Source organism: Streptomyces sp. QH1-20, assembly GCF_041283565.1.
GTDB classification, from domain to species: Bacteria; Actinomycetota; Actinomycetes; order Streptomycetales; family Streptomycetaceae; genus Streptomyces; species Streptomyces syringius.
Genome location: NZ_CP166299.1, coordinates 4,831,803 through 4,857,639, shown reverse-complemented (window position 1 = coordinate 4,857,639; position 25,837 = coordinate 4,831,803). Strand labels below are relative to the sequence as shown.

Genomic DNA, 25,837 nt, shown 5'->3' with positions numbered 1-25,837 from the left:
GCCCCTAACCGGTGGGGCAAAACCTATGCCACTTCTTTCACAAAGAGTGACCCGAGTCACGTCACCCGGGACTCTCCGTGAGGATTTCCGGTCGCTCCGTGAGCAACCCGGCCTGAGCTACGACGAGCAGTAGCCCGCGGGACAGAACGACCGCAGGAGCACCTTGAAGATCTCCAGATGTGCGTCCCAGACGTGCACGGGCCCGGCGACCAGCAGCGCGTACTGCCGCCGGTCGGGCCCGGTGAAGGCGTGGATGATGATGTGCCGCACGCTGCCGTCGTCCCGCTCGTAGGTGTACTCCAGCTCCGCCGTGTCACCCGCCCTTCCACTGACCCTTGCCAGGCTCAGCCGTCGGTAGTCCTTGTTCTTGGAGACCGTCTTCTCCGTCGCCACCAGCGATTCGTACGGAGTGCCCTCCGGGCCGTTGAGCGTGAAGACCTGGATCAGGCTCTTGTTGTCCGGCGTCTTGTAGAAGACGCTGGCGCCCTCCGTGCTGCGCCGCCAGTTCCGGGGCACGTCGAGGCGGAACCCGGCCGGGTCGTCCGTCCGCAGATATCCCGGCGGCGCTCCCGCTCCGGGGGTGCCCGACAGGGTGCCGGGGCTGGTGGGCGACGGGGTGTACGGATAGCCACCGGTGCCGCCCGTCGTGGTGCCCCCGGTACTCGTGCCCCCTGTCGTGCCCCCGGTCGTCGTGCCCCCGGACAGGCTCGAACCGTCGGACGTCGGGCCCGGGGTCGCCGGGGCACTCAGGCTGGGTACGGACTCACCGGGCGAGGAATCGCCGTCGTCGTCCCGCAGCAGCGCCCAGGCCCCGATGCCGATGCCGCTCGCCAGCAGAACCCCGGCCATCACCCCGGCCAGGATCGACGCGTGCGAGGGGCCTCTGGGCAGGTCCTCCGGCTCGTCCGGGTAGTACGGCCCCTCCGGCGGCAGCCCGTCGGAGGAGAACCCGTCCGGGGAGAACCCGTCCGGGGGGACCGGCCCCAGGCCCGTCTCGGTCTCGGCCTCCGGCGAGGGCCGGCGGGCAGGGCGGGGCGGCAGAGGTGTGGGCGGTAAGCCCTCGACCCATTGCTGCCGGTCCGCGTCCCAATAACTCATGTTCCCCGCCCCCTCACCCGAGCAGCCCGCTGATCGCCTGGACGACGGCTATGGCCGACGCCAGTCCCCCGGCGGTCGTGGCTCCGCCGGTCAGCAGCGCCCGCAGCCGGACCAGCCGCCCGCGCTCGGCCCGGCCGGTCCGCACCACCTCCTCCTCCAGCTCCGCCAACTGCCCGTCACAGCGGTCGAGCCCGTCGCCCTCCGCCCGTGCGAGCAGCGGCAACTGCTGCCGCAGCAGCCGCACGGCCGCCAGCAGTTCCGGAGACGCGGACAGCAACTGCCGGGAGGCGTACACCGCTTCGGCGTCGGGGCCCGTGGCGACCGCGCCGCCCGACATCTCCCCGACGGCCACCCCGCCGTCCTCCGGCACCGACTGCGGTACGGCCGCAGGGCCGCTCCCCTGCTCGGCGCCCTGTCCGACGCGCTCCGAACGGTCCTCGGCACGGGAGCCGTCACCGGTGGCGATGGCGCCGCCGGAGAACCGCCCCACGGCCACCCCGCCGACCTTCCCGCGCCCCTCACGCACCTCACGCTCGCGCTGGTCGCGCTGTTCGTCCGTCATTGGCCGACGCCTCCCGCCACGTGCTTGGCCTGCGCACCACTGCCCGTGGCCACCGCACCGCCGCTCATCGAGCCGATGAAGACACCGCCCTCGCTGACCTGCACGATCTGCTGCTCGAACTGATCCGTCTCATATCCCTTGGAACGCAGCGCGTCCCGCACACCGCTCGCGATCCGGTCCTGGACCGTCTTCACGTAACGGCTGATGTCCATCTCCTGGAACAGCGAGACGGTGCGCACCCCGGCCAGCTCCCGCACCGACCCCGCCGGGCCGTCCGGCACCGCGCGCCGCGGGTCCGCCAGCCAGGTCCGGAAGAGGGTGATGCCCGTACGGACCGCCGAGACGGCCGCGGCGAAGCCGGCGGCGGGCCCGGTCAGCAGCGCCCGCGCGCCGTCGCGCAGGATGTCCTCCTCGCCGCGCGCCGCGATCACATCGACCGCGCGGAACTCCGGCCGGATCGGCGTCAGGACGTGCGGCACCACTTCCAGCACCAGCATGCCGCCCTGGGTGTGCACCCTGACCAGCACGGACACCACGATCTGCTCGTCCCACGCACCGACGCGCACCCGCAGGAAATGCCGCCGTGCCTCGCCGCCCTCGTCGACGGACTCCCGCAGATGCGCCCGCACGGTCGGCTCGTCGTAGCGCACGGCGGGCCGCTGCGGGCCGACGGGCAGATAGACGAACTCCTCGATCTCCAGGTCCTTGAGCCGGTCGCGGCTGGTCTCGGCGGCCGAGTCGCGCAGCGCCTCCAGCCGGGGCCGGATCAGCTCGACGACCGTGCGGCCGGTGAACGGCTCGTCGTCGGACTTGGCGAGCCCCGAGCGCTTGAGCTCCAGGGCGAACGACCACGGCTCGTACGGCTGGCCCATGCCGATGAAGGGCCGGAAGGGGTCGTAGATGGTCAGCCCCGCGTACTGCTCGCGGTCGATGGAGGCGCCGATCCGCCGGTAGCGACCGGCCGGCACGGCCCGGGGCCGGTGGTGGAAGGCCTGACGGCCCAGCTCCAGCCGCATGACGGCCGCGACCCGCGAGCGGTGCAGCCACACCGGCAGGACCAGCAGCAGCGGGAAGAGCACGGCCACCCAGTCGTTGCCGCCCTGGAAGAGCGCGACGACGGCGAGCAGCCAATAGCCGATCATGAGCACGGGCGGGCCGACGGGCAGCAGCCTCTTCAGACCGCCGCTGCCCTTGAGGGCCTGGCGGAGGGTCGACTTGTCGACGACGTACACCGCCGTCCCGCGCCCGGCGGCGGCCCGTGCGGACCAGGCGCCCAGGCAGACCACGGCGTACATGAGCGCCCACATCCCCGGCACCCCCAGCATCCCGCCGGTGCCGGTGGACAGGTCGACGGCGAAGAAGGCGACCCACAGAGCGAGCAGGAGGAGCGCGGTCAGCACCTCCTGCCCGCGGGCTCTTAAGGCGTGGGCGAGCACCGGCACGACGTCGATGCCGAGCGACGGTGCGATGGGTCTTTCCTCGTGTTCCACCAGCTCTTCGATGACGCGGCGGCGGAAGTCCGCGTCGAGATAGACACCCGCGCACAGCAGCCGTGTGGCCTCCGTGCGGGAGTCGTGTGGACCGGACTGGGTCATGCGTCCCCCGATCGTCGAACTCACCTGCGAAGGTGCAGGAGTTGACGGATTTTCGGAGAATCCAGAATAAGCCAGAAGGCCCGCCATCGACCCCCTGCCGGAGGCAAATGACGGGCCGAAAAGCACCCCGTACGGACGTACGTCAGTACGCCCGTACGAAAAGCGGGTTGATCAGATCAGGACCGGCTCAGATGAGGCCGAGACCGCGGACCGCGTCGCGCACTGTGCCCAACGCTCCTCTCGCACCGCTCGGCCCCGGAGGGCCTCACGGGCTTCGAGAGAGCTGCGCCGGCCTCCGGCCGACGGGAGTTCGGCTCAGATGAGGCCGAGACCGCGGACCGCGTCGCGCTCCTCCGCGAGCTCCCGCACCGAGGCGTCGATACGGGCGCGGGAGAACTCGTTGATGTCCAGGCCCTGGACGATCTCGTACTTGCCGTCCTTGCAGGTGACGGGGAAGGAGGAGATGAGGCCCTCGGGCACGCCGTAGGAGCCGTCCGAGGGGATACCCATGGAGGTCCAGTCGCCGACGGCGGTGCCGTTGACCCAGGTGTGGACGTGGTCGATGGCGGCGTTGGCGGCGGAGGCGGCCGAGGACGCGCCACGGGCCTCGATGATCGCGGCACCGCGCTTGGCGACGGTCGGAATGAAGGTGTCGCCCAGCCACTTCTCGTCGTTCACGACCTCGGCGGCGTTCTTGCCCGCGACCTCGGCGTGGAAGATGTCCGGGTACTGGGTGGCGGAGTGGTTGCCCCAGATCGTCAGCTTCTTGATCTCGGAGACCGGGACACCGGTCTTCTTCGAGAGCTGCGAGAGCGCGCGGTTGTGGTCCAGGCGGGTCATCGCGGTGAAGCGCTCGGCCGGTACGTCCGGGGCGGCGGCCTGCGCGATGAGCGCGTTGGTGTTGGCCGGGTTGCCGACGACGAGGACCTTGATGTCGTCCGCGGCGTGGTCGTTGATGGCCTTGCCCTGGGGCTTGAAGATGCCGCCGTTGGCCTCGAGCAGGTCGCCGCGCTCCATGCCCTTGGTGCGGGGGCGGGCGCCGACGAGGAGGGCCACGTTCGCACCGTCGAAGCCGACGTTCGGGTCGTCGGTGATCTCGATGCCCTGGAGGAGCGGGAAGGCGCAGTCGTCGAGCTCCATGGCGGTGCCCTCGGCGGCCTTGAGGCCCTGCGGGATCTCCAGCAGCCGCAGCTTGACCGGCACGTCCGCGCCGAGGAGGTGACCGGAGGCGATGCGGAAGAGCAGCGCGTAGCCGATCTGACCGGCCGCGCCGGTAACGGTGACATTGACGGGAGTGCGGGTCATGGCGGTCTCCTGCTGCGAACTGGGGTTGGGTGTCCCTGCCCATTTGTGGGGATCTCTCTCGGTGTCAAGAGACCCGGCGTCAGGCTATCCGACCGCGCACCCCGTGAACCGCCGACCCTGTGTGGGACGCCTCACGAGTGTCTGTCCGACGGATCGTCCTGCCGACGGCGGGCCACCTGTACCGCCTGCGGCGGCAAGCGCCCTGCGGGCGCGTCCTCAAACGCCGGACGGGCTGGTTCGGGCTGGGATCAGCCATATCCAGCCCGTCCGGCGCTTGAGGACACCGCCGCGCAGCGGAGGTGCACCCGACACGGCCCCAGGGGGCTGATCCGGCGTCCTAGCCCGCGGCGGACGCCGCCCGCGGCACGGTGCACCCCTTGCGGCCGGTCGTCAGCGTCGCGCAGGCCGAGGCACGCTCGGGGCCGGCGACCGGGACCATGCGGGTGTAGCCGTCGGCGTCGCGGTCGACCCGGCCGTCCTCCGAACGGGCCGGCACCCCGCCGCCGGCCGCCGCGCTGACCCGCAGCGTGTCACCGGGGACGGCCTGGGTGATGCGGGCCCAGGCCGCGCCGCAGACCTTGCTGTAGCGGACCTCCAGATAGGAGGTCCCTATGGTCGCGGAACCGGCCGTGGTGGCATGACGGCCACCGCAGCCCATGGTCTCCGGGTCCTTGCCCGCGCAGTCGCCACCCGAGCACTTCACCCCGGCGGGCAGCCCGACGACACTGCCGCTCGGCGACGTGCCCGGACCGGCCTGCCCGCCCGTCTCGCCCTCGCCCATGCCGAAGAGCAGCAGCGCGGCGGCGACGACGAGCAGGGCGCCGAGGACACCGGTCAGGAACAGGGCGACATGGGCACGCGGCCGCCGGTCGTCCGGGATGGCGGCCGACCGCACGTCGGGCGACTGTCCGACCCTTGCCGGAGGCAGCGCGGCGGATCGTATCTGCTCCGGCGGGCCCTGCCGCGGTCCTGTGCGCGCGCCTATCTGCGGGCCTATCGGGTCGGCGTGGTAGCCGCCGGGCTCACGGGGCACCGCCCCCTCGGCCGGCGGGCCGAACTCGCCCAGCGCGGCCCGGGCCTGGGCGACCCGCATCCCGTCGAGGGTCGTGTCGTGCCGCAGCTCCGAACGGCTCCAGGAGCGCTCGGCCAGCTCCCACATCGTGCTCAGATGGCCGACGTCGGTGCCCGTCGCCTCGGCCAGCGCCTCGGCCGCCGCGCGCGGCGGCAGCAGCCGCCCGTTCAGATAGCGCTCCCACGACGACTTGCTGTATCCCGTGCGGTCCGCGACCGCGGCGACGCTCAGACCACTGCGTTCGACGAGTCTGCGCAGCTGCTCGGCGAACTCACGCACCTGCGGGTCGAGTTCCTCCGGTAGCGCCTTCCAGCGAGGCATTGCCCTCCCCTGTCCCCCGATGTCTACGGTGAACCTTGCCCTGCCCTTCCGGTTACTTTTCCGTGCCCTTTCCTACCCCTCGCGCGCCCTCTCCACAGCTTCGGTGCTGACTGTCCACAGGGATGCCGCGACTCGGCATATCAGTTCCCAACGCCGGGGCGCACGGAGGTATTTGCGGTTGATCACATACGTCACGCGCACGGGCGCACGCCCCCTTGACGCCACCGGAACCGCTCCGCCCCGGCGTGCGCCGCGCTGCGCTTTCGTCACATCCTGCGGACATCCGGTACGCGACGGGGACCTCGTAGCGAAACGGTCACCTCCGCGCCACAGAGCGCCATCGGACCTTGATCGGAATCGGCGCCGTCATGATCCTCAAAAGTGACGACGGCCGGTCCTCCCACGGGGGTGGAGGACCGGCCGTCGCCTTGCGCGCGTCTGCGGCTGTGCCTGCGTCAGCGCACGGTGAAGTGCAGGATGTCGTCCAGGAACGGGATCTTCAGCCACGCCTTCGGCTGCGCCATCAGGGCGAGCAGCACGATGGCCACCCCCAGACCGCCGTACGTGAACATGTCGGTGAACCGCGACCGTACGGCCAGCATGCCCACGGACGGCAGCGCCCAGCGCAGCGCGGCGCCGCCGATCATCGCCAGGCCGATCAGGAGCGTGCCGACCCGGAACGCGTCGAACGCGACAAGCAGCAGCCCCAGTCCCGTCGCGCCCAGCACGGCCAGCAGCGGCCACTGCCGTGCCGGTGCGGGCGCGTCCCCGGGCGCGGCCCGGCCGCCGCCCTCGGGACGCGCTGTGTCCCGCGTGACCGCCTGGAAACGACGTGACTTCCGGGGCCCCGGGCCGTGGCCTTCGGTGGCTTCCGGGGCCTTCCCGGACCCGGGTCGCCCACCGGGGCCGGTGCGCGTCGCCGCGGCGCGGGAGGCCTTCCCGGCCTCGGGGCGCTGCGGGGACGCGGAACCGTTCACGGCCCCGGCCCCCTTCCCGGGCGCGGAACCCTTCCCGGCCTCGGACCGCTTGCCGGACTCCGGACGCTTGGAGGACGCGGCACCGTTCACGGCCCCGGCGTCCTCTCCTGACCCGGCACTCTTTCCGGCCTCGGACCGCTGTCCGGAAGCCGAAGGCCCGGGGCGGTCGCCCTCGGAACCACGTGCCGACCCGGAGGGTCCCCGCTCAGGACTCATCGGCGCTTCCGGCCGCGCGAGAGGCGGCCTCGGCCGCCTCCGCCGCCTCCACCACGTTCACCAGCAGCTGCGCCCGCGTCATCGGGCCCACACCGCCCGGGTTCGGGGAGATCCAGGCGGCCACCTCGGCCACGCCCGGGTGGACGTCACCGACGATCTTCCCGTGCTCGTCCCGGCTGACACCGACGTCCAGGACGGCCGCGCCCGGCTTCACGTCCTCCGGCTTGACCAGGTGCGGCACACCCGCCGCGGCGACGATGATGTCGGCCTGGCGGAGCTGCGCGGACAGGTCACGGGTGCCGGTGTGGCAGAGGGTGACCGTGGCGTTCTCGGACTTGCGGGTCAGCAGCAGGCCGATCGAGCGGCCGACGGTGACACCGCGGCCGACGACCACGACGTGCGCGCCGTTGATCTCGACGCCGTGGTGGCGCAGCAGCTGGATGATGCCGTACGGGGTGCAGGGCAGCGGGCCCGTCTCGTTGAGCACGAGGCGGCCCAGGCTCATCGGGTGCAGCCCGTCCGCGTCCTTGGCCGGGTCCATGAGCTCCAGCACCCGGTTGGTGTCGATGCCCTTGGGGAGGGGGAGCTGGACGATGTAGCCCGTGCACTCGGGGTTGTCGTTCAGCTCGCGGACGACCGCCTCGATCTCCTCCTGCGTGGCGGTGTCGGGCAGCTCGCGCTGGATCGACCCGATGCCGACCTGCGCGCAGTCGCGGTGCTTGCCGGCCACGTACCACTTGCTGCCGGGGTCGTCGCCGACGAGAAGAGTGCCCAGGCCGGGGGTGACGCCCCTGGCCTTCAGCGCCTCCACGCGGACGGTGAGTTCGGACTTGATCGCGGCGGCGGTGGCCTTGCCATCGAGAATCTGGGCGGTCATGGGTTCATCCTCCAGGATGGGGCGGCCCTCGTTCCAATCCGGGCGGGGCCCGCCCCGGTGATGTGCACGGTGGTTTTCACGGACCGTGGTCCTTGTACAACGCATACGGGTATCGGCTGGACAAATGTCAAGAGCCCAACAACGATGATCCGGCAGTGCCGCGGGCTGTGACGGGGGGCGGACCGCTCTGCAATCTCTCCTCCTGATGTCCGCGCCGTCCCCGCACGACTACGGAGGAACTCCCTCACCATGAGCTTCGGCGACCAGAACAACCCGTACGGACAGCAGCCCCCGCAGGGTCAGCCCGGCTACGGCTATCCGCAGCAGGCCCCGCAGGGCATCCCGGCCCAGCCCGGCCAGCCGTACGCCCCCTTCCCGCAGGACCAGGGCGGCGGGTACAACGGCGCGCCCTACGGCCAGCCCTTCGCGATGCCCGGCCTCACCAAGGCCGCCCGCATCCTGATGTACGTCATCGCCGGCATCCACGTGGTGCTCGCGGGCCTCTTCGCCGCCGCCATCGCCGCGATCGACGACGCGGTCGAGAAGGAAGGCACGAACGGCACCGTCCGTACCGCGAACGGCGAGGAGGTGGACGTGGACACGGTCATCGACGCCGGAAAGGGCGTCATCGCCTTCTTCGTCCTGCTGGCCGCCGTCTTCGCGATCATCGGCATCATCCTCGCCGTGCGCTACGCCAAGGGCCGCAACGGCGTCCGCGTCGGCTCGATCGTCTACTGCTCGTTCGGCATCATCAGCGGTCTGCTCACCTCGGTGGTGTACGGGCTGGGTCTGGTGACCCTGGTCGCGTCGATCCTGGTGATCGTCTTCGCGGCCAAGCGCGTGTCGTCCGAGTGGTTCCAGCGCCCCCGCTACTGAGCGCCACGGACCGCCGGAGCCGGAGGCCGCACCCGCACGGGGTGCGGCCTCCGGTCGTACCGGCCGCCGACGAGGCGACCGGTCAGTGGAAGAAGTGGCGCGTACCGGTGAGGTACATCGTCACGCCCGCCGCCTTCGCGGCCTCCACGACCTGCTCGTCACGGACCGAACCGCCCGGCTGGACCACGGCCTTGATACCGGCGGCGGTCAGCACCTCCAGCCCGTCCGGGAAGGGGAAGAAGGCGTCCGAGGCGGCGTACGAGCCCTGGGCGCGCTCCTCGCCCGCCCGCTGGACGGCCAGCTTCGCGGAGTCGACGCGGTTGACCTGGCCCATGCCGACGCCGACGGTCGCGCCGCCCTTGGCCAGCAGGATCGCGTTGGACTTCACCGCGCGGCAGGCGCGCCAGGCGAAGGCCAGCTCGGCGAGCTCGTCGGCGGACAGCGCCTCGCCCGTGGCGAGCGTCCAGTTCGCCGGGTCGTCGCCCTCCGCCTGGAGCCGGTCCTTGACCTGGACCAGGATGCCGCCCTCGACGGGACGGGTCTCGCCCTGCGCCGCGGGGGCGTCGGTGCAGCGCAGCACGCGGATGTTCTTCTTGCGGGCCAGCACCTCGACCGCGCCGTCCTCGTAGGCCGGGGCGACGATGACCTCGGTGAAGATCTCCGCGACCTGCTCGGCCATGGCGACCGACACGGGGCTGTTGACGGCGATCACACCGCCGAACGCCGACAGCGGGTCGCACTCGTGGGCCTTGCGGTGGGCCTCGGCGACGTCCGAACCGATGGCGATGCCGCACGGGTTGGCGTGCTTGATGATCGCGACACACGGGTCGGTGTGGTCGTACGCCGCCCGGCGCGCGGCCTCGGTGTCGACGTAGTTGTTGTACGACATCTCCTTGCCGTGCAGCTGCTCCGCGTACGCGAGGCCCTTGCCCGTGCCGTCGGTGTAGAGCGCGGCGGGCTGGTGCGGGTTCTCGCCGTAGCGCAGGACCTGCTTGCGGGCGTAGGAGACGGCGGTGAAGTCCGGCCAGGGGCCCTCGTCGGCCGCGTAGTCGTCGGCGAACCAGTTCGCCACGGCCACGTCGTAGGCGGCCGTGTGCTGGAACGCCTCGGCGGCCAGCCGCTTGCGCTGCGTGAGGTCGAAGCCCCCGTCGGAGGCGGCCTTCAGCACATCGGCGTAGCGGTCGGGGTTGACGACCACGGCGACGGAGGGGTGGTTCTTGGCGGCGGCGCGGACCATCGACGGGCCGCCGATGTCGATCTGCTCGACGCACTCGTCGGGGGCGGCGCCCGAGGCGACGGTCTCCCGGAACGGGTAGAGGTTGACGATCACCAGCTCGAAGGGCGCGATGTCCAGCTCGGCGAGCTGCTCACGGTGCGAGTCGAGCCGCTGGTCGGCGAGGATGCCGGCGTGCACCCGCGGGTGCAGGGTCTTGACCCGCCCGTCCAGGCACTCGGGGAAGCCCGTCAGCTCCTCGACCTTGGTGACCGGGACCCCGGCCGCCGCGATCCGGCCGGCCGTCGAGCCGGTCGAGACGAGCTGGACGCCCGCCGCGTGCAGCCCGCGGGCCAGCTCCTCCAGCCCCGTCTTGTCGTAGACGCTGACCAGCGCGCGCCGGATGGGCCGCTTCGTACCTTCGGCGGTCGTACCTTCGACGGTCACGGGATTCTTACCTTTCGTCCCTCTATGCGGTAGCCGTTACGGGCCAGGCGCCCCACGACATCGACGAGCAGCTCTCGCTCGACTTCCTTGATCCGCTCATGCAGCGCGGATTCGTCGTCCTCGTCCCGGACCTCGACCACGCCCTGGGCGATGATCGGGCCGGTGTCGACGCCGTCGTCGACGAAGTGGACGGTGCAGCCGGTCACCTTCGCGCCGTAGGCGAGCGCGTCGCGCACGCCGTGGGCGCCGGGAAAGCTCGGCAGCAGGGCCGGGTGGGTATTGACCACGCGGCCCTCGAAGCGGGCGAGGAACTCCTTGCCCACGATCTTCATAAAACCGGCGGAGACGACGAGATCGGGTTCGTACGCCGCCGTCGCCTCGGTCAGCGCGCGGTCCCACGCGTCCCGCGTCGGGTGGTCCTTCACCCGGCAGACGAACGTGGGCAGCCCGGCGCGCTCGGCCCGCTCCAGCCCGGCGATGCCGTCCCGGTCGGCGCCCACGGCCACCACCTCGGCGCCGTAGCCGGCCGGGTCGGCGGCGATCGCGTCGAGCAGGGCCTGCAGATTCGTCCCCGAACCGGAGACGAGCACGACGAGACGGGCGGGGACGGGGTGCCGCCGGAGGCCGGGAGACGCGGGAGGTGGGGAGGCCACAGCGGGGCCCTTTCTCGCGGTGATGCGGTTTGTATGGTCGTACGAGACGGAGGGGTCCCCGAATACGGGGGACTCTACGAAGCCGCCGACCGCCAGCAACGATACCGGCACTCCGAACGGCCCCCACGGGACGGGGGCGCGCGCGGAAGGTAGCGTCTGGAAGCAGCGCACGAAGTGATGTGCGGAGGCGATGTACGGATTCGGCACCACGCGGTAAGGGCGTGCGGCCGCGACGCGCCGGGGCGACGCGCGGAATCCGGGCGCGGAATCCGGGCACGCCCCCGTACGTTCGATGTGCGGGAGTCGCGGGACCTGCGGTGTGCGGGGCTCGCGGAGCCCGCGGGGTCCGCCGGAAGGCCGGCGGACGCCGGCACATCCGACACCGCCGACGCAGCAGCCGAAGCCGACACGCCGACCGACGCGACGGACGGCGACCGACGCCGACACCGCCCGACACAAGGGGAAGACACACTCCACATGCCGGACCGACGCCGCCACGCGGCTCACCGCCTCTCGCTGCCCACCGCGCCCACCGCGTCCGCCGCGTCCACCGGAGGGCAGTGATGAGGAACGCCCGCATGTCGCACGAGCGCGATGCACAGAAGCCGTCCTCGCCGTCTCCGTCGCCGTCCGACGAGCAGCGGGACAACCCCTTCGCCGCGCCGCCCGAGGGCCGGCCGGACCGGCCGTGGCAGCCGCGGCGCGGGCCGGAGGGCGACTCCTCCGGATCCGGGGAGGGATCCGAGGACGGCCGCGAGGACGGCCGCGAGGGCCAGGACCCGCCCCCGGCGTGGGGCAGTGAGTGGAGCAGCCGCCAGCCGGGCCGCCAGGGCGGCGGCTTCGGCGGCGGCAAGGGCCCGGGCGGCCCGAACCCCTCCGGTGGCGGCCCGGGCGGGGGCGGCCTCCGCTGGGACCCCACCGACCCGGCCCAGCGGCGGGCCCGCTACGCCCTGCTCGCCGGCATGTGGGGCTTCTTCTTCGCCCTGTTCAGCATCCCCCAGGTGGCCCTCCTCCTCGGCGCCCTCTCCGTCTACTGGGGCATCACCGCCCTGCGCGCCAAGCCCAGGCCCCAGCGCACGGACCCGGACATCCCACCCCCGCCGAACGGCGCCCCCACCGCGACCGCCTCCCGCCCGCAGACGACGGCGGCTGTGAGCGGCCTGGTCACGGGCGGCCTCGCGCTGGCCATCGTGGCGGCGACGTTCACCTTCCAGTTCGTCTACAGCGACTACTACACCTGCGTCGACGACGCCCTCACCCAGACCTCCCGCCAGGCCTGCGAGAACCACCTCCCGAAGCAGTTGCGTCCGCTTCTGGGCGAGAAGGACTGACCGCCGCCCCGGCGGAGCCGGGGTGGTAGCGCGGCGCCGCGCCCGGCGCTGAGGGGACTGGCGCGGGCCGCGCGGGTCGGGGAGAGAAACCCGCCCGGCCGGGCGGGCCCGCGCGCCGCCGGTTCGGTCGCGCTACGTATGCCGCTCGCCGCCAGGCGAACGTCACAGGCCGTCGGTCGGCCTGGTCAGGTCGTGGGGTTCGAAGTCGGGCATGAGGCCGCCGCCGCTGTCCTTGAGGGCGGCCCAGCGGAGTTGCCGGGCGCGGGTGTCGTGCCAGTCCGGTGCGCCCGGGTGCGTGGGGGAGAACGTCAAGGTGGGCGGCGCCGCGTGGCGGGGCCTGCGTTTCTTGCGGTCCCCCCGCCCCTTGCCGCCTTCCTCCTTGGTCTCGCGGTCTCCCCCGCTCCTGCGGTCCGCCCGGCTCCTGCGCCCGGCTCGCACCTCACGGCCCACGCGCTCCGCCGGATCCGCCCGGCCCGACCGGACCTTGGCGTCCCCGGCGGCGTCCTTGCCGCCTTCCCGCGCCTCGGGGCCTTTGCTGTTCCGGCCGCCGGTCCCGGCATCGCGGCCGAAGCGCTCGGCCAGACCGCCCCGAAGCGCCCGAGCCTTGCCGCCGTCCTTGGGGGCCTCCTTGGCGTCGTCCTTGGCGCCATCCTTGGCGCCCCCACCGACCTCCGGGGCCTCCCCCTCCGTACGGATCCGCCGACGCTCGCGGTCGGCCTTCTCGCCGCGCTTGCGCTCCTTGCGGCTCGGGCGGCCCTTCCCCGGCAGCATGCCGGGCCACCACGACCGCCCGGCCGCCGCCTGCGGCTCCGCCTCCGGTTCCGACGCGGGCCCGGCGGCGCGGGCCGGGCGTACCGGCAACGCGGCCACGAGGGCCTTCGGCTCCGCCGGCTTCGGCGGCGTACCGGCAGCGGGCACCACGGGGACCGCAGTCGCCCCGTCCTCCCGGGCCGGCCTCACGCCCGGCAGGGCCAGCGCGGGCAGCCCGGGGCCGACGACAGGGGTGACGACGGGCTTGGCCGCCGTGCCGTCGCCGCCGGCAGGCTGCGCACCGAAGCCCAGCCAGCCCGCCGCGCCCCGGACGAGCGCCCCGCCCGTCCACCACCGGGGCCCCGTCTCCTTGGTGGTCGCCGGCTCGGGCCGGGCAGCAGCGGCGGCGGCCGCGGCCGGGGAGCGTTGCGGCCGGAGCCGTTCCACCACCGCACCCCGCCGGAGCCAGCGCAGCACCAACGCCCCCGGGACGCCGATCGAGAAGGTCCAGGCAAGTGCCGCCCCGCCGGCGAGCCACCACGGCGGCCCGAAGGTCGCGAGCGTGCCCGAGCCGAGGGCACCGGAGGCGGCGAACGACAGGGCGGTGGTCACCACCGCACAGACGACGGCGGCGAGGGCGGCGATCACCGCGACCTCCCACACGCCCACCACGGCGGGAGGCCGTGGCACGGTGAAGCGGGCGACCGCCGCACCCGTCGCGACCGACAGCAACGCCGCCACCACCAGCATCAGCGGCCCCGCGTCACCCGGCGACGGAACGGCCACGAGCAGCGGGAAGCTCGGCAGCGCGGGATACGCGACCGCCCCCAGCGGAGCGACCACACTGCCCGCACCGACCGTGAACCCGGGCCCCAGCCCGTACGCCGCCGCCCAGACGACCGCGTTGGGCAGCAGTGCCGCGCACAGCAGCAACACCGCCACCCGCCCCGACCAGTCCTCGGTCAGGTGGACCAACGCTTCCTGGGCCTCCGCCGCGTGCCACACGAGCGAACCCGTCAGCAGCAGCGCGGCACCGCAGAACAGCACAGCCGTCGCGGCCGTTCCGGCCCGTACCGCCGCGACCATCCGGCGGCGGGTGAACCACCGGCGCAACCGCGCGGGCAGCACGTCCACCAACCGGCGCACGCGCCCCGACCGGGGCCAGCCGGGGCAGCCCGCAGCGGTCCACACACCCGCCGCGACGGTCGCCACCGCGAACACCGGCAGATGCAGCAGCGCGCTCCAGGGCGCGACCCGCAGGGTCCCCGAGGAGGCGAAGAGCACGGCACACGCGCCCACCAGCAGATAACCACCGGCCATGGCCAGGATCGCCGTACGCGGTGTGAGCCCGGTGGACGGCTCCGCCCCGGCCGCCCGGTCGGGCACGTCCGGCCCGTCCGGCGCATCCGAGGCCTCGGAGCCGTCCGGGGCGTCCGGCGCACCCGAGGCACGGGGCCCGTCCGCCATGTCCATCACGTCCGGCATCCCCGGCACCGTCACCGCCCGCGCCTCGTCGTCCCCGCACGGGACGTCCAGCGCGTGCCGCGCCGTTCGGTAGAGCAGCCAGCACGGCAGTGCCGTGAGCAGCAGCGGCGTCAGGCCGAGCGGCGCGGGCGCCCCGGAGAGCGTCTCGGTCCGGACGAGATCGGCGCCGTGCGCCAGCAGCCACAGGTCGGCGGCGATGCGCAGCGCCGCCCCTGGCCCGCCGTCGGGGTACGGCGACGAGATCCACAGCGCCAGGACGCCCACGGCGAACGCCCCGAGGCCCAGGCCCGCGGCGATCATCCCGTCGAAGAAGGCGGTGCCCACGACGGGCGGAACGCTTGCCGCGGGCCGGCCGCGCGTCGGCGACGACGTGCTGCGATCGGCATTTTGGGTCACGGTGCCATGCTGCCAACAACAGGGCTTTCGTCCTGGTAGCGGGCATATAGCCGTCGTGTCGCCCAAGATACGCTTATGCACCTTTTCGAGCCGAAGGGCAGAAAAGTCGGTGTCCCCGCCCTGTCAGTGGCGGTGTCCACACGCCCCGTCAGCGGCGGGGAAACAGGCGTGGGCCCGCACCCCCAAGGGGTGCGGGCCCACGGCCGGGATCCGTGAGGATCAGGCGCTGAGCGCGGCGCGCGCGAGGCGAGCCGTCTCGGACGGGGTCTTGCCGACCTTCACGCCCGCGGCCTCAAGGGCCTCCTTCTTCGCCTGCGCGGTGCCGGACGAACCGGACACGATCGCACCGGCGTGGCCCATCGTCTTGCCCTCGGGCGCGGTGAAACCGGCCACGTAGCCGACGACCGGCTTGGTGACGTTGGCCTTGATGAAGTCCGCGGCCCGCTCCTCCGCGTCGCCACCGATCTCGCCGATCATGACGATCAGGTCGGTGTCGGGGTCGGCCTCGAACGCGGCGAGCGCGTCGATGTGCGTGGTGCCGATGACCGGGTCGCCACCGATGCCGACGGCCGAGGAGAAGCCGATGTCACGGAGCTCGTACATCATCTGGTAGGTCAGCGTGCCGGACTTGGACACGAGACCGATGCGGCCGGGCTTGGTGATGTCGCCCGGGATGATGCCGGCGTTGGACTGGCCTGGGGTGATCAGACCGGGGCAGTTCGGGCCGATGATCCGGGTCTTGTTGCCCTTGGCCTTCGCGTACGCCCAGAAGGCGGCGGAGTCGTGGACCGCGATGCCCTCGGTGATCACGACGGCCAGCGGGATCTCGGCGTCGATCGCCTCGACGACGGCGGCCTTCGCGAAGGCCGGCGGCACGAAGAGCACCGACACATCGGCACCGGTCTTCTCCATCGCCTCGGCGACGGAGCCGAAGACGGGCACCTGGGTGCCGTCGAAGTCGACACTCGTGCCGGCCTTGCGCGGGTTGACGCCACCGACGATGTTGGTGCCGTCGGCCAGCATGAGCTTGGTGTGCTTCATGCCCGTGGCGCCGGTCATCCCCTGGACGATGACCTTGCTGTCCTTGGTGAGGAAGATAGCCATGGTTGTGGAGTCCTCGTCCTTTACTTAGCCGCAGCCAGCTCGGCGGCCTTGTCGGCCGCGCCGTCCATGGTGTCCACGCGCTGCACCAGCGGGTGGTTGGCGTCGGAAAGGATCTTGCGACCCAGCTCCGCGTTGTTGCCGTCGAGGCGCACGACCAGCGGCTTGGTGACGGCCTCGCCCTTGGCCTTGAGCAGCTCCAGCGCCTGGACGATGCCCTTGGCGACCTCGTCGCACGCGGTGATGCCACCGAAGACGTTGACGAAGACGGACTTGACGTCCGGGTCACCGAGGATGATCTCGAGACCGTTCGCCATCACCTCGGCGGAGGCGCCGCCACCGATGTCGAGGAAGTTGGCGGGCTTGACGTTGTCGTGCTTCTCACCGGCGTACGCGACGACGTCCAGGGTGCTCATGACGAGACCCGCGCCGTTGCCGATGATGCCGACCTGACCGTCGAGCTTGACGTAGTTCAGGCCCTTGGCCTTCGCGGCCGCCTCGAGGGGGTTGGCCGCGGCCTTGTCCTCGAGCGCCTCGTGCTCCGGCTGGCGGAAGTCGGCGTTCTCGTCGAGCGAGACCTTGCCGTCGAGGGCCAGGATGTCGCCGTTGGCGACCTTGGCCAGCGGGTTGACCTCGACGAGGAGCGCGTCCTCGGCGACGAAGGTCTTCCACAGGGTCACCATGACCTCGGCGACCTTCTCGGCCACCTCGGCCGGGAACTTCGCCTGGGCGACGATCTCGCGGGCCTTCTCGATGGTCACACCGGTGTTGGAGTCGACCGGGACCTTCGCGAGGGCCTCGGGGGTCTTCTCCGCGACCTCCTCGATGTCCATGCCGCCCTGCACCGAGGCCATGGCCAGGAAGGTGCGGTTGGTCCGGTCGAGGAGGTACGAGACGTAGTACTCCTCGAGGATCTCGGGAGCGGTCTCGGCGATCATCACCTTGTGGACCGTGTGGCCCTTGATGTCCATGCCGAGGATGTCCGTCGCGCGAGCGACGGCCTCGTCCGGGGTGGCAGCCAGCTTCACGCCGCCGGCCTTGCCGCGGCCGCCGACCTTCACCTGCGCCTTGACGACCGAACGGCCGCCCAGCTTCTCGGTGGCCTCGCGCGCCGCCTCAGGCGTGTCGATGACTTCACCGGCCAGCACCGGTACACCGTGCTTGGCGAAGAGGTCCCTCGCCTGGTACTCGAACAGGTCCACGCGCGTCAGTCCCTTTTCCATGGATATCGCGGTTCGTTGTCTGCGCGGGCGTGCCGCAGGCAGCGTGAGGACGCGATCTTTGACGAGGGCGGCACACGTTCACCGTTGACGCGGCATGTCCGTCTCGCAGGTTATCCCCGAGGGAGGGAGGTCCCTAAATCGCAGGTCACACTCGGGCCGTGATTACGCTCACAGATCGCGACAGCGCCCGTACTCATATGGGTATACAGCGGTCCGCCCGGCGGGGCCGCGTTCCGCCCGGCGACACCGCGCGTCCTCGTCAGCCCGCCACCCCCGATCCGCCGTACGGGGCAAAGGATTCGGGCACCGGCAGCGGCCTCTTCTCCAGGGCCGCCGCCATGACCTCCGGGAAGAGATCGGGCGTGCAGGCGAACGCGGGCGCCCCGAGGGCGGCCAGTGCCGCCGCGTGATCACGGTCATAGGCGGGGGCGCCCTCGTCGGACAGCGCGAGCAGCGTGACGAACCGGACCCCCGCCGCCTTCATGGCCGCGACCCGCTTGAGCATCTCGTTCCGGATGCCGCCCTCGTAGAGATCACTGATGAGGACGACAACGGTCTCGGCCGGCCGGGTGATCCGCGACTGGCAGTAGGCGAGCGCGCGGTTGATGTCCGTGCCACCGCCGAGCTGGGTGCCGAACAACACGTCCACGGGATCGGACAGCTGGTCGGTGAGGTCCACGACAGCGGTGTCGAAGACGACCAGACGGGTGTCGAGGGACCGCATCGAGGCGAGGACGGCACCGAAGACCGAGGCGTAGACGACGGAGGCGGCCATCGACCCGGACTGGTCGATGCAGAGGATCACCTCCTTCTTCACCGACCGCGCCGCCCGGCCGTAACCGATCAGGCGCTCCGGCACGACGGTGCCGTACTCGGGCAGATAGTTCTTGAGGTTGGCCCGGATGGTGCGGTCCCAGTCGATGTCCCGGTGGCGGGGGCGGCTGATGCGCGCCGAGCGGTCCAGGGCACCGGCCAGCGTGGCCCGGGTGCGGGCCGTGAGGCGCTTCTCCAGGTCCTCGACGACCTTGCGGACGACGGCCCGCGCCGTTTCCTTCGTGGTCTCGGTCATCACCTTGTTGAGGGACAGGAGCGTCCCCACCAGGTGGACGTCCGCCTCGACGGCTTCGAGCATCTCCGGCTCCAGCAGCAGGGCGGACAGACCGAGCCGGTCGATGGCGTCCCGCTGCATCACCTGAACGACGGACGTCGGGAAATACGTCCGGATGTCCCCCAGCCACCGTGCGATCTGCGGTGCCGACCCGCCGAGCCCGGCCGCGCGCCGGCCACCGCCCGCGCCCTGGCCGGAGCCAGGACCGGGCCCCGAGCCGTAGAGGGCTTCCAAGGTGCGGTCCATGGCGGCGTCGGTGCCCCCGAGCGCGCACCCGGTGCCGTCGCCGCCGCCCTCCCCGCCGAGCACGAGCCGCCACCGCCGCAACCGCTCGGCGGCGGGATCCGTGCCCTGGCTCGCGCCGGGTCCCCCGACCGTCCCGTCCGCCATCGTCGCCGTTGTCGCCGTCGTCATTGCCCCGCTCCCCCTGCCCGCGCCATGGCGGGCGTCCATGCGTCGATGTCCCTGCCCGTCCCCGTGTCCCCGCCCGGGTCCTCTCCTGTCGCCGGCCCCAGCAGCAGACGCATCGTCGGCAGCACGGCCGCCGCCCGCTCGGGGTCGAGGTCCGGGCCGAAGCCGGGGGCGCCGCCCGCGCCCCGGGCCGCCGTGCCGTCGGACGTGCCGCCCCTGCGGACGAGCTCGCCCAGCGTGCGGCGCACACTCGCGTCGTACGCGGAGAAGGTGCGGCGCAGCAGGGGCAGGACGTCCGTGAACGCCTCGGCCGGCACCCCGACGAGCCAGTCGTCGACGAGGGCGAGCAGCCGCTCGTCGTGGATCAGCAGCATGCCGCCGGAACCGCCGCTGCCGACGAATCCCTCGATCCAGGCCGCCGCCTCCGCCGGTGCGGTGCCGACCGAGAGGGCGAGGCCCATCAGCCTGGCCGCCCGGTCCTCGGCGAGCCGCCCGTCGTCCAGCAGGAGTCGCGCCGCCCGCCCCCGGATCACCCCGGGCAGCCCCTCCCGCTCTGCGAGCACCCCGAGCACACCGGCCCAGCGCCCCCGCAGGCCGGACGAGTCGGGCTCGGTGGGGTCGTTCGCCGGGGTGGGGTCGTTCGCCGTGGTGGGGTCGTCGGTGCGGTCGGCCGGGGCCGCTTCCGCCAGGAGGGCCACGGACCGGTGCACGGCGTCCAGATGGCCCCGCATCTCCTCCGCCGCGTCCGTGTCGAGCCCGGCACAGGCCGCCGGGAGGCCGACGAAGACACGCTCCGCGAGGCCGGTGGCCACGTCGCCGAGGGCGGCGGTGTCGGTGCGGCGGACGTCGCCGTAGCGCACGGAACGGACCAGCGCGGGCAGGGCCTGCGCCAGGTGAGCCACGTCCGCGTCGAGGGCGGCGCGGTCGGCGAGGACGCGCATCACGACGGGGAGGGCGTCGGGGAGGTCGGCCAGCAGGCAGCGCTCGGCGAGGGTGGTGACCTCGGCGAGGGCCGAGGACGCGACGGCCTCGGACTCGGCCTTGGCGGTGGCCGCGCCGACCACGGTCGTGCCCCACACACCCGCCTCGGCGACCCGTACGGACAGCTCCGGCTCCCATTGGAGCCGCCATGTCTCACGGAAGGTGCCCAGCCCGCCGCACGAACGCAGCGGTTCGCCCCAGTCGACGCCGAGCAGCCGCAGCCTGTGCAGCAACCGGCTGCGCGCGGCGTCGGTGTCCTTGCGCAGATCGAGCTCCCACTCCCGCTCCCGGCCCTCGGGTTTGAGGCGCAGGGTGCGCTGAAGGCGGGACAGGTCGCGCTGGAGGGGGGTGGCCGGCGCCGATTCGGGGACCTCGCCGAGCACGTCACCGACGACGAGCCGGTCCCGTACGAGCGCGAGGGGGACGTCCGAGCCGTCGCACATCACCGCCCGGACCGCGTCGGTGGTCTCGGTGAGCCCGGCCAGGGGGCGGCCCCGCATGGCGGCGAGGGTGCCGGCGAGCCGGACGGCCTCGATGACGTGGGCCGAGGAGACGGGGTGGTCCTCCTCGCGCAGCAGCCGGGCCACGGTGGTCATCCACCGCTCGACGGGCCGGTCCGGGGCATGGAAGAGATGGCTGTACCAACCGGGTGAGGCGATACCCGCCCCGTATCCGCTGTGGCGGGAGAGCCGGCGGCTGGTCCATGGCACCCAGCTGAGCTGCGGCTTGACCTTCGGCAGCCCCTTGAGGGCCTGCCGGTCGGCCGCGACGGTCCGCTTCTCGGTGAGGGCCGGCACGTGCCAGGCCCCGCAGACGACGGCGATCCGGTCCCCGAACTCGCGGCGGGCTTCGCGCAGCTTGAGCCGCATGTGCGCCTCGCGCGCGGCGTCGCTGCCACCGTCGCACCCGCCGTCGCAGCCACTGTCGCCGTCGGACCCGCCGTCGCACCCGCTGTCGCCGAAGGTGGCACGCAGCTCGCCCATGGCCTCGGCGATGGCCTGGAAGGGCGCGAGGGCGTCGCATCCTGACGGGCCCCCGTCGCGGCGGTGCTCGACGGCGTCCTCCCACCACAGCTCCGCGTCGTCGTACCCGGCGGCCGCGGCGAGCGCGGCCAGCGGATCGAGGCGGGGCGCCGGGCAGGGTACGGGGAGATCGTCCGGGGAGCCCGGAGCGTCGTCGGCGGGCACCGGCGAAGGGCCCCCGCCCGCACGGTTCAGCGCGAGCGAATGCGCGGCGGGCAGGTCGATGAAGCGGACCGGCACGTCGTGGGCCAGGGCCCACCGGATGGCCACCCACTCCGGGGAGAAGTCGGCGAACGGCCAGAACGCGGCCCGTCCCGGGTCGTCCGTGGCGTGGGCGAGCAGCGCGACCGGCGGGCGCATCCCGGGGTCGGCCGCCAGGTGCACGATCGCGTCCGCCTCGGGCGGGCCCTCGATGAGCACCGCGCTCGGCGCGCACTGGTCGAGCGCCGCCAGCACGGACCGCGCGGAGCCCGGGCCGTGATGGCGCACGCCCAGCAGCGCCGGGGCGGTCCCGCTCATACGGAGACCTCACGGCACGCGCGGTAGAAGTCCTTCCAGCCGTCCCGCTCGCGGACGACCGCCTCCAGGTACTCCTGCCAGACGAGCCGGTCCGCCGCCGGGTCGCGGACGACCGCGCCGAGGATCCCGGCCGCCACGTCGCCCGCGCGCAGCACGCCGTCACCGAAGTGCGCGGCGAGCGCCAGGCCCCCGGTGACGACGGAGATGGCCTCGGCGGTGGAGAGCGTGCCCGAGGGCGACTTGAGCTTCGTACGGCCGTCGGTGGTGACCCCGTCGCGCAGCTCGCGGAAGACGGTGACGACCCGCCGGATCTCGTCGAGCCCCTCGGGGCCCGCGGGCAGGTCGAGCGAGCGGCCGATCTGGTCGACGCGGCGGGCGACGATGTCGACCTCGGCGTCGGCGGTGGCGGGCAGCGGCAGGACGACGGTGTTGAAGCGGCGGCGCAGCGCGCTGGAGAGTTCATTGACGCCGCGGTCCCGGTCGTTGGCCGTGGCGATCAGATTGAATCCGCGCACGGCCTGCACCTCCTGGCCCAACTCGGGGATCGGCAGGGTCTTCTCGGACAGGATGGTGATGAGCGTGTCCTGCACGTCGGCCGGGACCCGGGTCAGCTCCTCGACGCGCGCCGTCCTGCCCTCGGCCATGGCGCGCATGACGGGGCTGGGCACGAGCGCCTCCCGGCTGGGCCCGTGGGCGAGGAGCCGGGCGTAGTTCCAGCCGTAGCGGATCGCCTCCTCCGGCGTGCCCGCCGTGCCTTGGACGAGGAGGGTGGAGTCGCCGCTGACGGCGGCGGCCAGGTGCTCGGACACCCAGGTCTTGGCGGTGCCGGGCACGCCGAGCAGGAGCAGCGCCCGGTCGGTGGCGAGCGTGGTGACGGCGACCTCGACGATGCGGCGCGGGCCGACGTACTTCGGTGTGATGACGGTGCCGTCGGGCAGCGTGCCGCCGAGCAGATACGTGGCGACGGCCCACGGCGACAGCCGCCAACGCTCGGGCCGGGGCCGGTCATCGGCCGCCGCCAGGGCCCTCAACTCCTCGGCGAAGGCGTCCTCCGCGTGCGGTCGCAGGGCTTCGGTCTCAATTCCGGGCACGGTCACAAGTCCCCCTCGTCGTGCGCTTCCGGGATACGTGAACCACCTTGCACCCACCCACTGACAATCGGTCTGGGCAGCAGGAATCCGCTGGTCAGAGCGATTGTCAGTGGGTGGGCCTAGCTTCGTGGTCATGAATTGGCAGGGGGAACGCTGGACGGCGGAACAGGTGCTCGCGCTGGCTCCTGACGCCGCATCACGCAAGGCGGGCGCCAAGCTCGCGGCGCCCGGCCCGTGGTCGGCCGCGGGGGCGCGCACGGAGGGGGGCGGCGCGGTCTGGGGGGAGTGCGCGGGCAGTGGGAGCAAGCCGTACCGGACGGTCGTCGACCTGTCCGGGCACGGCGGGGGGCCCGGCTTCCACTGCTCGTGCCCGAGCCGCAAGTTCCCGTGCAAGCACGCCCTGGGCCTGCTGTTGCTGTGGACGGAGGGCGAGGACGCCGTCCCCGCCTCGGGCGCCGAGCCGCCCGGCTGGGCCGGGGAGTGGCTGGAGCGGCGGCGGCAGCGCGCGGAGCGTGCCGCCGAGCCACAGCCACCGGCCGACGGCCCGGCGGCCGTGGACACCGACGCGGCCCGCCGCCGCTCGGAGCGCCGCGCGCAGCGGATCGCCGCCGGGGCCACGGAGTTGGAGCAGCGGCTCACCGATCTGCTGCGCGGCGGCCTCGCCGCCGCCGACGGCGGCTCGTACGGGCCGTGGGAGGAGACGGCGGCCCGCATGGTCGACGCCCAGGCCCCGGGACTGGCCGCGCGGGTCCGGGAGTTGGCGTCCGTGACCGGCTCCGGCGCGGACCGGGCGGCGCGGTTGCTGGAGGAGTGCGCCTTGCTGCACACCCTCAATCAGGGCTATCTGCGTCTCGACCGGCTGCCCGAGGCGCTGGCCGCGACGGTGCGCACCCGGGTCGGCATCACCTCGGACGCGGCGGCCCTGCTGGCGACCGCCACCCCCGTCCGCGATCTCTGGCTCGTCCTGGCCCAACAGGACAGTGACGACGGTCGGTTGATCACCCGCAAGATCTGGCTCCACGGCCGGTCCACGGGCCGGACGGCCCTGCTCCTGTCCTACGGAGCGGGCGGACGGGCGCCCGAGCTGTCCCTGCCCACCGGGCTCGCCCTGGACGCGGACATCGCGTACTACCCGGCCGCACGGCCCTTGCGTGCCGTGCTGGGCACCCGCCACGCGGCGCCCACCCCCAGCCCCTTGCCACCGGCGGGCGGCGATGCCGCGGCGGCCCTCCGCACCTACGGCGAGGCCCTGCGGGACGACCCGTGGCTGGAGGCGTGGCCCACGATCCTCTCGGTCGTGACCCCGGTCCCGGGCCCGGAGCAGGGCTGGCAGTTGGCCGACGCGCACGGCGGCACGGCGCTGCCTGTCGACCCCCGGTGCGCCGACCGCACGGGCCTGTGGCGGCTCGCGGCGATATCCGGCGGCTCCCCGGTGACGGTCTTCGGCGAATGCGGCCACCGGGGCTTCACTCCCCTGACCACCTGGGCGCCGGAGCCGGTCGCGCTCTGACGACGCCCCACCCGACCGGACGACCCGGCGGTCGGCGGCATTCCAGGCCACATTCCACAGGAAGGGCAAGCTCATGATCAGCACCTGGGACGAGCTCGTCACCGCGGCCCTGCTCGGCACCGAGCGGCGCACCCCGCCCACTCGGCCGCGCCCCGGGCAGGACGCCGCCGCGGCGCTGCTGGACGCCGCAGCGCTGCGGACCGTGCAGCGGCGCGCCGGGCTGTTGCCGGTCGCCGCCAGGGAGCTCCCCGAGGCCGCGCCCGAGGACCCGCGGCCGTCGCTGCCGCCCGCCGCACGGCGGCGGCTGGAGCTGCTGCTCGCCGACCGGGCCGGACCCGGCGGCGGTGCCGGACGGCGCGGCTCCGCACCCGATCTCGTCGAATTGTTGCCCCAGTGGCTGGCCGCCGCCAACGGCCACGGATACCGGGCGCCCGCCGCGCTGCTGCCCGCCCTGCTCGAAGCGGCCCGGGCCCGCTCGGACCTGCGGCCGCAGGCGCTCGCCCTGGCCGGGCCCCGCGCCCTGTGGCTGGCCCGGCTCAACCCCCAGTGGAAGTACGCGCTGCGCGGCGGCCCGGCGCCCGCACCCGGCACACACGCCGCCGACGTGGGAGCGGCGCAACGGGTGTGGCAGGAGGGGCTGTTCTCCGAGCGGGTCGCCCTCCTGTCGTCCGTCCGGCGCCGCGATCCGGCCGGTGCGCGGGAGCTGCTCGCCACGACATGGCCGACGGAGCGGGCAGAGGACCGGCTGATGTTCCTGGACTCCCTGCGCGAGGAACTGTCCCTCGCCGACGAACCCTTCCTCGAACAGGCCCTGTCCGACCGCAGCCGCAATGTGCGGGCCACCGCGGCCGAGCTGCTGTCCGCGCTCCCCGGCTCCGCGCTCGCGGCCCGGATGGCCGAGCGGGCCCGCTCCTGCGTCGGCCTCGACCGCACGGGAGCGGCCGCGCCGCGCATCGCCGTCGAGGCCCCGCACGAGTGCGACAGCGGCATGCAGCGGGACGGCATCGTCGCCAAACCGCCGTCGGGGCGGGGCGAGCGGTCGTGGTGGCTGAGCCAGCTGGTGGAGGCGACACCGCTGCACACCTGGTGCGAGCGGTTCGGGGTCACGAGCGCGGCCGAGGCCGTCGCGCTGCCCGTCGCCGACGGCTGGCAGCCGGACCTGCACGCCGCGTGGTGCCGGGCTGCGGTCCGGCAGCGGGACGGGGCGTGGTCGCGGGCGCTGCTCGGCCCGGCGACATCACCGCCCGCCACCGAGGGCTCCTCGTGGCGGGACCCGGCGAAGCTGCTGTCCGCGCTGCCGGCGGCGGAACGGGCGGAGTGGGTGGCGGAGTTCATCGCCACCCACGGGCTCTCGGAGGCGTTCCGGCTGCTCGGGGTCTGCACGGTGCCATGGGCGGAGCCGCTGGGAAGGGCCGTCGTCGACGCCCTCGACATCGCCCGGGACGCGGGCAGCTACCCGTGGAGCTTCAGCGGCGTGATGGGCCTGGCCGAGCGCTGCCTCGACCCGGCCGAAGCCGATCGCCTGGAGGTCCTCACCGCCCTCCCCGACGATCCCGAGGACGGCACGGGCGCCCCCGGCGCCGTCGGCTACTGGGCCGAGGCCTTCCAACGCCTCGTCGGCACGCTGCGGCTACGCGCCACGATGCGAGCGGAGCTCGCGGGGTAGCGGGCTTGTGCGCCCGCCCCCCGCCGGGCGC

General features: G+C 73.3%; 19 protein-coding genes. 4 read left to right on the top strand and 15 right to left on the bottom strand.

The window, feature by feature from the left end:
- Nucleotides 1–117: 117 nt before the first annotated feature.
- The 7 genes from AB8O64_RS22125 to AB8O64_RS22095 all read right to left on the bottom strand — a co-directional run bounded on the left by AB8O64_RS22125 (nucleotide 118) and on the right by AB8O64_RS22095 (nucleotide 8,023).
- Nucleotides 118–1,098 (bottom strand): hypothetical protein, encoded by a 981-nt coding sequence (locus AB8O64_RS22125; RefSeq protein ID WP_370420890.1) that lies wholly within the window; start codon nucleotides 1,096–1,098, stop codon nucleotides 118–120.
- Nucleotides 1,099–1,111: 13 nt separating this feature from the next.
- Nucleotides 1,112–1,660, bottom strand: coding sequence for a hypothetical protein (locus tag AB8O64_RS22120; RefSeq protein WP_370420889.1), 549 nt, complete (start codon nucleotides 1,658–1,660; stop codon nucleotides 1,112–1,114).
- Nucleotides 1,657–3,255 (bottom strand): hypothetical protein, encoded by a 1,599-nt coding sequence (locus tag AB8O64_RS22115; RefSeq protein WP_370420888.1) that lies wholly within the window; start codon nucleotides 3,253–3,255, stop codon nucleotides 1,657–1,659. The genes AB8O64_RS22120 and AB8O64_RS22115 overlap by 4 nt, the downstream gene beginning before the upstream one ends.
- A 315-nt stretch (nucleotides 3,256–3,570) precedes the next feature.
- Entirely contained in the window at nucleotides 3,571–4,560 is a 990-nt protein-coding gene (locus AB8O64_RS22110; RefSeq protein ID WP_370420886.1) for a malate dehydrogenase, read from the bottom strand.
- 337 nt (nucleotides 4,561–4,897) lie between these two features.
- On the bottom strand, nucleotides 4,898–5,953 hold the full coding sequence (locus tag AB8O64_RS22105) for an XRE family transcriptional regulator (RefSeq protein ID WP_370420884.1): 1,056 nt from the start codon (nucleotides 5,951–5,953) through the stop codon (nucleotides 4,898–4,900).
- Nucleotides 5,954–6,408: 455 nt separating this feature from the next.
- A complete protein-coding gene (locus tag AB8O64_RS22100) occupies nucleotides 6,409–7,020 on the bottom strand; it encodes a DUF3017 domain-containing protein (protein WP_370420883.1) in 612 nt (203 codons plus the stop codon).
- A gap of 115 nt (nucleotides 7,021–7,135) precedes the next feature.
- Nucleotides 7,136–8,023, bottom strand: coding sequence for a bifunctional methylenetetrahydrofolate dehydrogenase/methenyltetrahydrofolate cyclohydrolase (locus tag AB8O64_RS22095; RefSeq protein ID WP_370420881.1), 888 nt, complete (start codon nucleotides 8,021–8,023; stop codon nucleotides 7,136–7,138).
- A 249-nt stretch (nucleotides 8,024–8,272) separates the two neighbouring features.
- Here AB8O64_RS22095 and AB8O64_RS22090 point away from each other — a divergent pair, with 249 nt between their 5' ends.
- A complete protein-coding gene (locus AB8O64_RS22090; protein ID WP_370420880.1) occupies nucleotides 8,273–8,899 on the top strand; it encodes a hypothetical protein in 627 nt (208 codons plus the stop codon).
- A gap of 82 nt (nucleotides 8,900–8,981) precedes the next feature.
- On the opposite strand, the gene purH is transcribed toward AB8O64_RS22090, so the two are convergent.
- Nucleotides 8,982–10,559, bottom strand: a complete 1,578-nt coding sequence (gene purH / locus AB8O64_RS22085; RefSeq protein ID WP_370420879.1) for a bifunctional phosphoribosylaminoimidazolecarboxamide formyltransferase/IMP cyclohydrolase — start codon at nucleotides 10,557–10,559, stop codon at nucleotides 8,982–8,984.
- Nucleotides 10,556–11,212, bottom strand: coding sequence for a phosphoribosylglycinamide formyltransferase (gene purN, locus AB8O64_RS22080; protein ID WP_370420877.1), 657 nt, complete (start codon nucleotides 11,210–11,212; stop codon nucleotides 10,556–10,558). Before purN ends, purH begins: the two co-directional genes overlap by 4 nt.
- Nucleotides 11,213–11,790: 578 nt before the next feature.
- Here purN and AB8O64_RS22075 point away from each other — a divergent pair.
- Nucleotides 11,791–12,543, top strand: a complete 753-nt coding sequence (locus AB8O64_RS22075; RefSeq protein ID WP_370420876.1) for a hypothetical protein — start codon at nucleotides 11,791–11,793, stop codon at nucleotides 12,541–12,543.
- A 162-nt stretch (nucleotides 12,544–12,705) separates the two neighbouring features.
- Here AB8O64_RS22075 and AB8O64_RS22070 read toward each other — a convergent pair whose 3' ends face one another.
- The 6 genes from AB8O64_RS22070 to AB8O64_RS22045 form a co-directional block, all read right to left on the bottom strand.
- Nucleotides 12,706–15,174 (bottom strand): DUF6350 family protein, encoded by a 2,469-nt coding sequence (locus AB8O64_RS22070; protein ID WP_370420874.1) that lies wholly within the window; start codon nucleotides 15,172–15,174, stop codon nucleotides 12,706–12,708.
- Between the two features lie 219 nt (nucleotides 15,175–15,393).
- A complete protein-coding gene (gene sucD / locus AB8O64_RS22065) occupies nucleotides 15,394–16,278 on the bottom strand; it encodes a succinate--CoA ligase subunit alpha (protein ID WP_130879468.1) in 885 nt (294 codons plus the stop codon).
- Between the two features lie 20 nt (nucleotides 16,279–16,298).
- Nucleotides 16,299–17,477, bottom strand: coding sequence for an ADP-forming succinate--CoA ligase subunit beta (sucC, locus tag AB8O64_RS22060; protein ID WP_130880256.1), 1,179 nt, complete (start codon nucleotides 17,475–17,477; stop codon nucleotides 16,299–16,301).
- Nucleotides 17,478–17,757: 280 nt separating this feature from the next.
- The gene (locus tag AB8O64_RS22055; protein WP_370423926.1) at nucleotides 17,758–18,996 is read right to left on the bottom strand and encodes a VWA domain-containing protein; all 1,239 of its coding nucleotides are present in this window, start codon (nucleotides 18,994–18,996) and stop codon (nucleotides 17,758–17,760) included.
- Nucleotides 18,997–19,016: 20 nt separating this feature from the next.
- A complete protein-coding gene (locus AB8O64_RS22050) occupies nucleotides 19,017–21,539 on the bottom strand; it encodes a DUF5682 family protein (protein ID WP_370420873.1) in 2,523 nt (840 codons plus the stop codon).
- Entirely contained in the window at nucleotides 21,536–22,636 is a 1,101-nt protein-coding gene (locus AB8O64_RS22045; protein WP_356453334.1) for an AAA family ATPase, read from the bottom strand. Before AB8O64_RS22045 ends, AB8O64_RS22050 begins: the two co-directional genes overlap by 4 nt.
- 127 nt (nucleotides 22,637–22,763) lie before the next feature.
- On the opposite strand from AB8O64_RS22045, the gene AB8O64_RS22040 reads away from it, so the two are divergent.
- Both AB8O64_RS22040 and AB8O64_RS22035 read left to right on the top strand, forming a co-directional pair.
- Nucleotides 22,764–24,140: an SWIM zinc finger family protein gene (locus AB8O64_RS22040; protein ID WP_370420872.1), complete on the top strand. Its 1,377-nt coding sequence runs from the start codon at nucleotides 22,764–22,766 to the stop codon at nucleotides 24,138–24,140.
- A gap of 73 nt (nucleotides 24,141–24,213) precedes the next feature.
- Entirely contained in the window at nucleotides 24,214–25,806 is a 1,593-nt protein-coding gene (locus tag AB8O64_RS22035; protein ID WP_370420871.1) for a DUF5691 domain-containing protein, read from the top strand.
- Nucleotides 25,807–25,837: the final 31 nt, after the last annotated feature.

Excerpts from the sequence above, each read along its gene's own strand:
- AB8O64_RS22125 (WP_370420890.1), bottom strand. The coding sequence starts at position 1,098 with ATGAGTTATTGGGACGCGGACCGGCAGCAATGGGTCGAGGGCTTACCG.
- AB8O64_RS22120 (WP_370420889.1), bottom strand. The coding sequence starts at position 1,660 with ATGACGGACGAACAGCGCGACCAGCGCGAGCGTGAGGTGCGTGAGGGG.
- AB8O64_RS22115 (WP_370420888.1), bottom strand. The coding sequence starts at position 3,255 with ATGACCCAGTCCGGTCCACACGACTCCCGCACGGAGGCCACACGGCTG.
- AB8O64_RS22110 (WP_370420886.1), bottom strand. The coding sequence starts at position 4,560 with ATGACCCGCACTCCCGTCAATGTCACCGTTACCGGCGCGGCCGGTCAG.
- AB8O64_RS22105 (WP_370420884.1), bottom strand. The coding sequence starts at position 5,953 with ATGCCTCGCTGGAAGGCGCTACCGGAGGAACTCGACCCGCAGGTGCGT.
- AB8O64_RS22095 (WP_370420881.1), bottom strand. The coding sequence starts at position 8,023 with ATGACCGCCCAGATTCTCGATGGCAAGGCCACCGCCGCCGCGATCAAG.
- AB8O64_RS22090 (WP_370420880.1), top strand. The coding sequence starts at position 8,273 with ATGAGCTTCGGCGACCAGAACAACCCGTACGGACAGCAGCCCCCGCAG.
- AB8O64_RS22075 (WP_370420876.1), top strand. The coding sequence starts at position 11,791 with ATGTCGCACGAGCGCGATGCACAGAAGCCGTCCTCGCCGTCTCCGTCG.
- sucD (WP_130879468.1), bottom strand. The coding sequence starts at position 16,278 with ATGGCTATCTTCCTCACCAAGGACAGCAAGGTCATCGTCCAGGGGATG.
- AB8O64_RS22055 (WP_370423926.1), bottom strand. The coding sequence starts at position 18,996 with ATGGCGGACGGGACGGTCGGGGGACCCGGCGCGAGCCAGGGCACGGAT.
- AB8O64_RS22050 (WP_370420873.1), bottom strand. The coding sequence starts at position 21,539 with ATGAGCGGGACCGCCCCGGCGCTGCTGGGCGTGCGCCATCACGGCCCG.
- AB8O64_RS22040 (WP_370420872.1), top strand. The coding sequence starts at position 22,764 with ATGAATTGGCAGGGGGAACGCTGGACGGCGGAACAGGTGCTCGCGCTG.
- AB8O64_RS22035 (WP_370420871.1), top strand. The coding sequence starts at position 24,214 with ATGATCAGCACCTGGGACGAGCTCGTCACCGCGGCCCTGCTCGGCACC.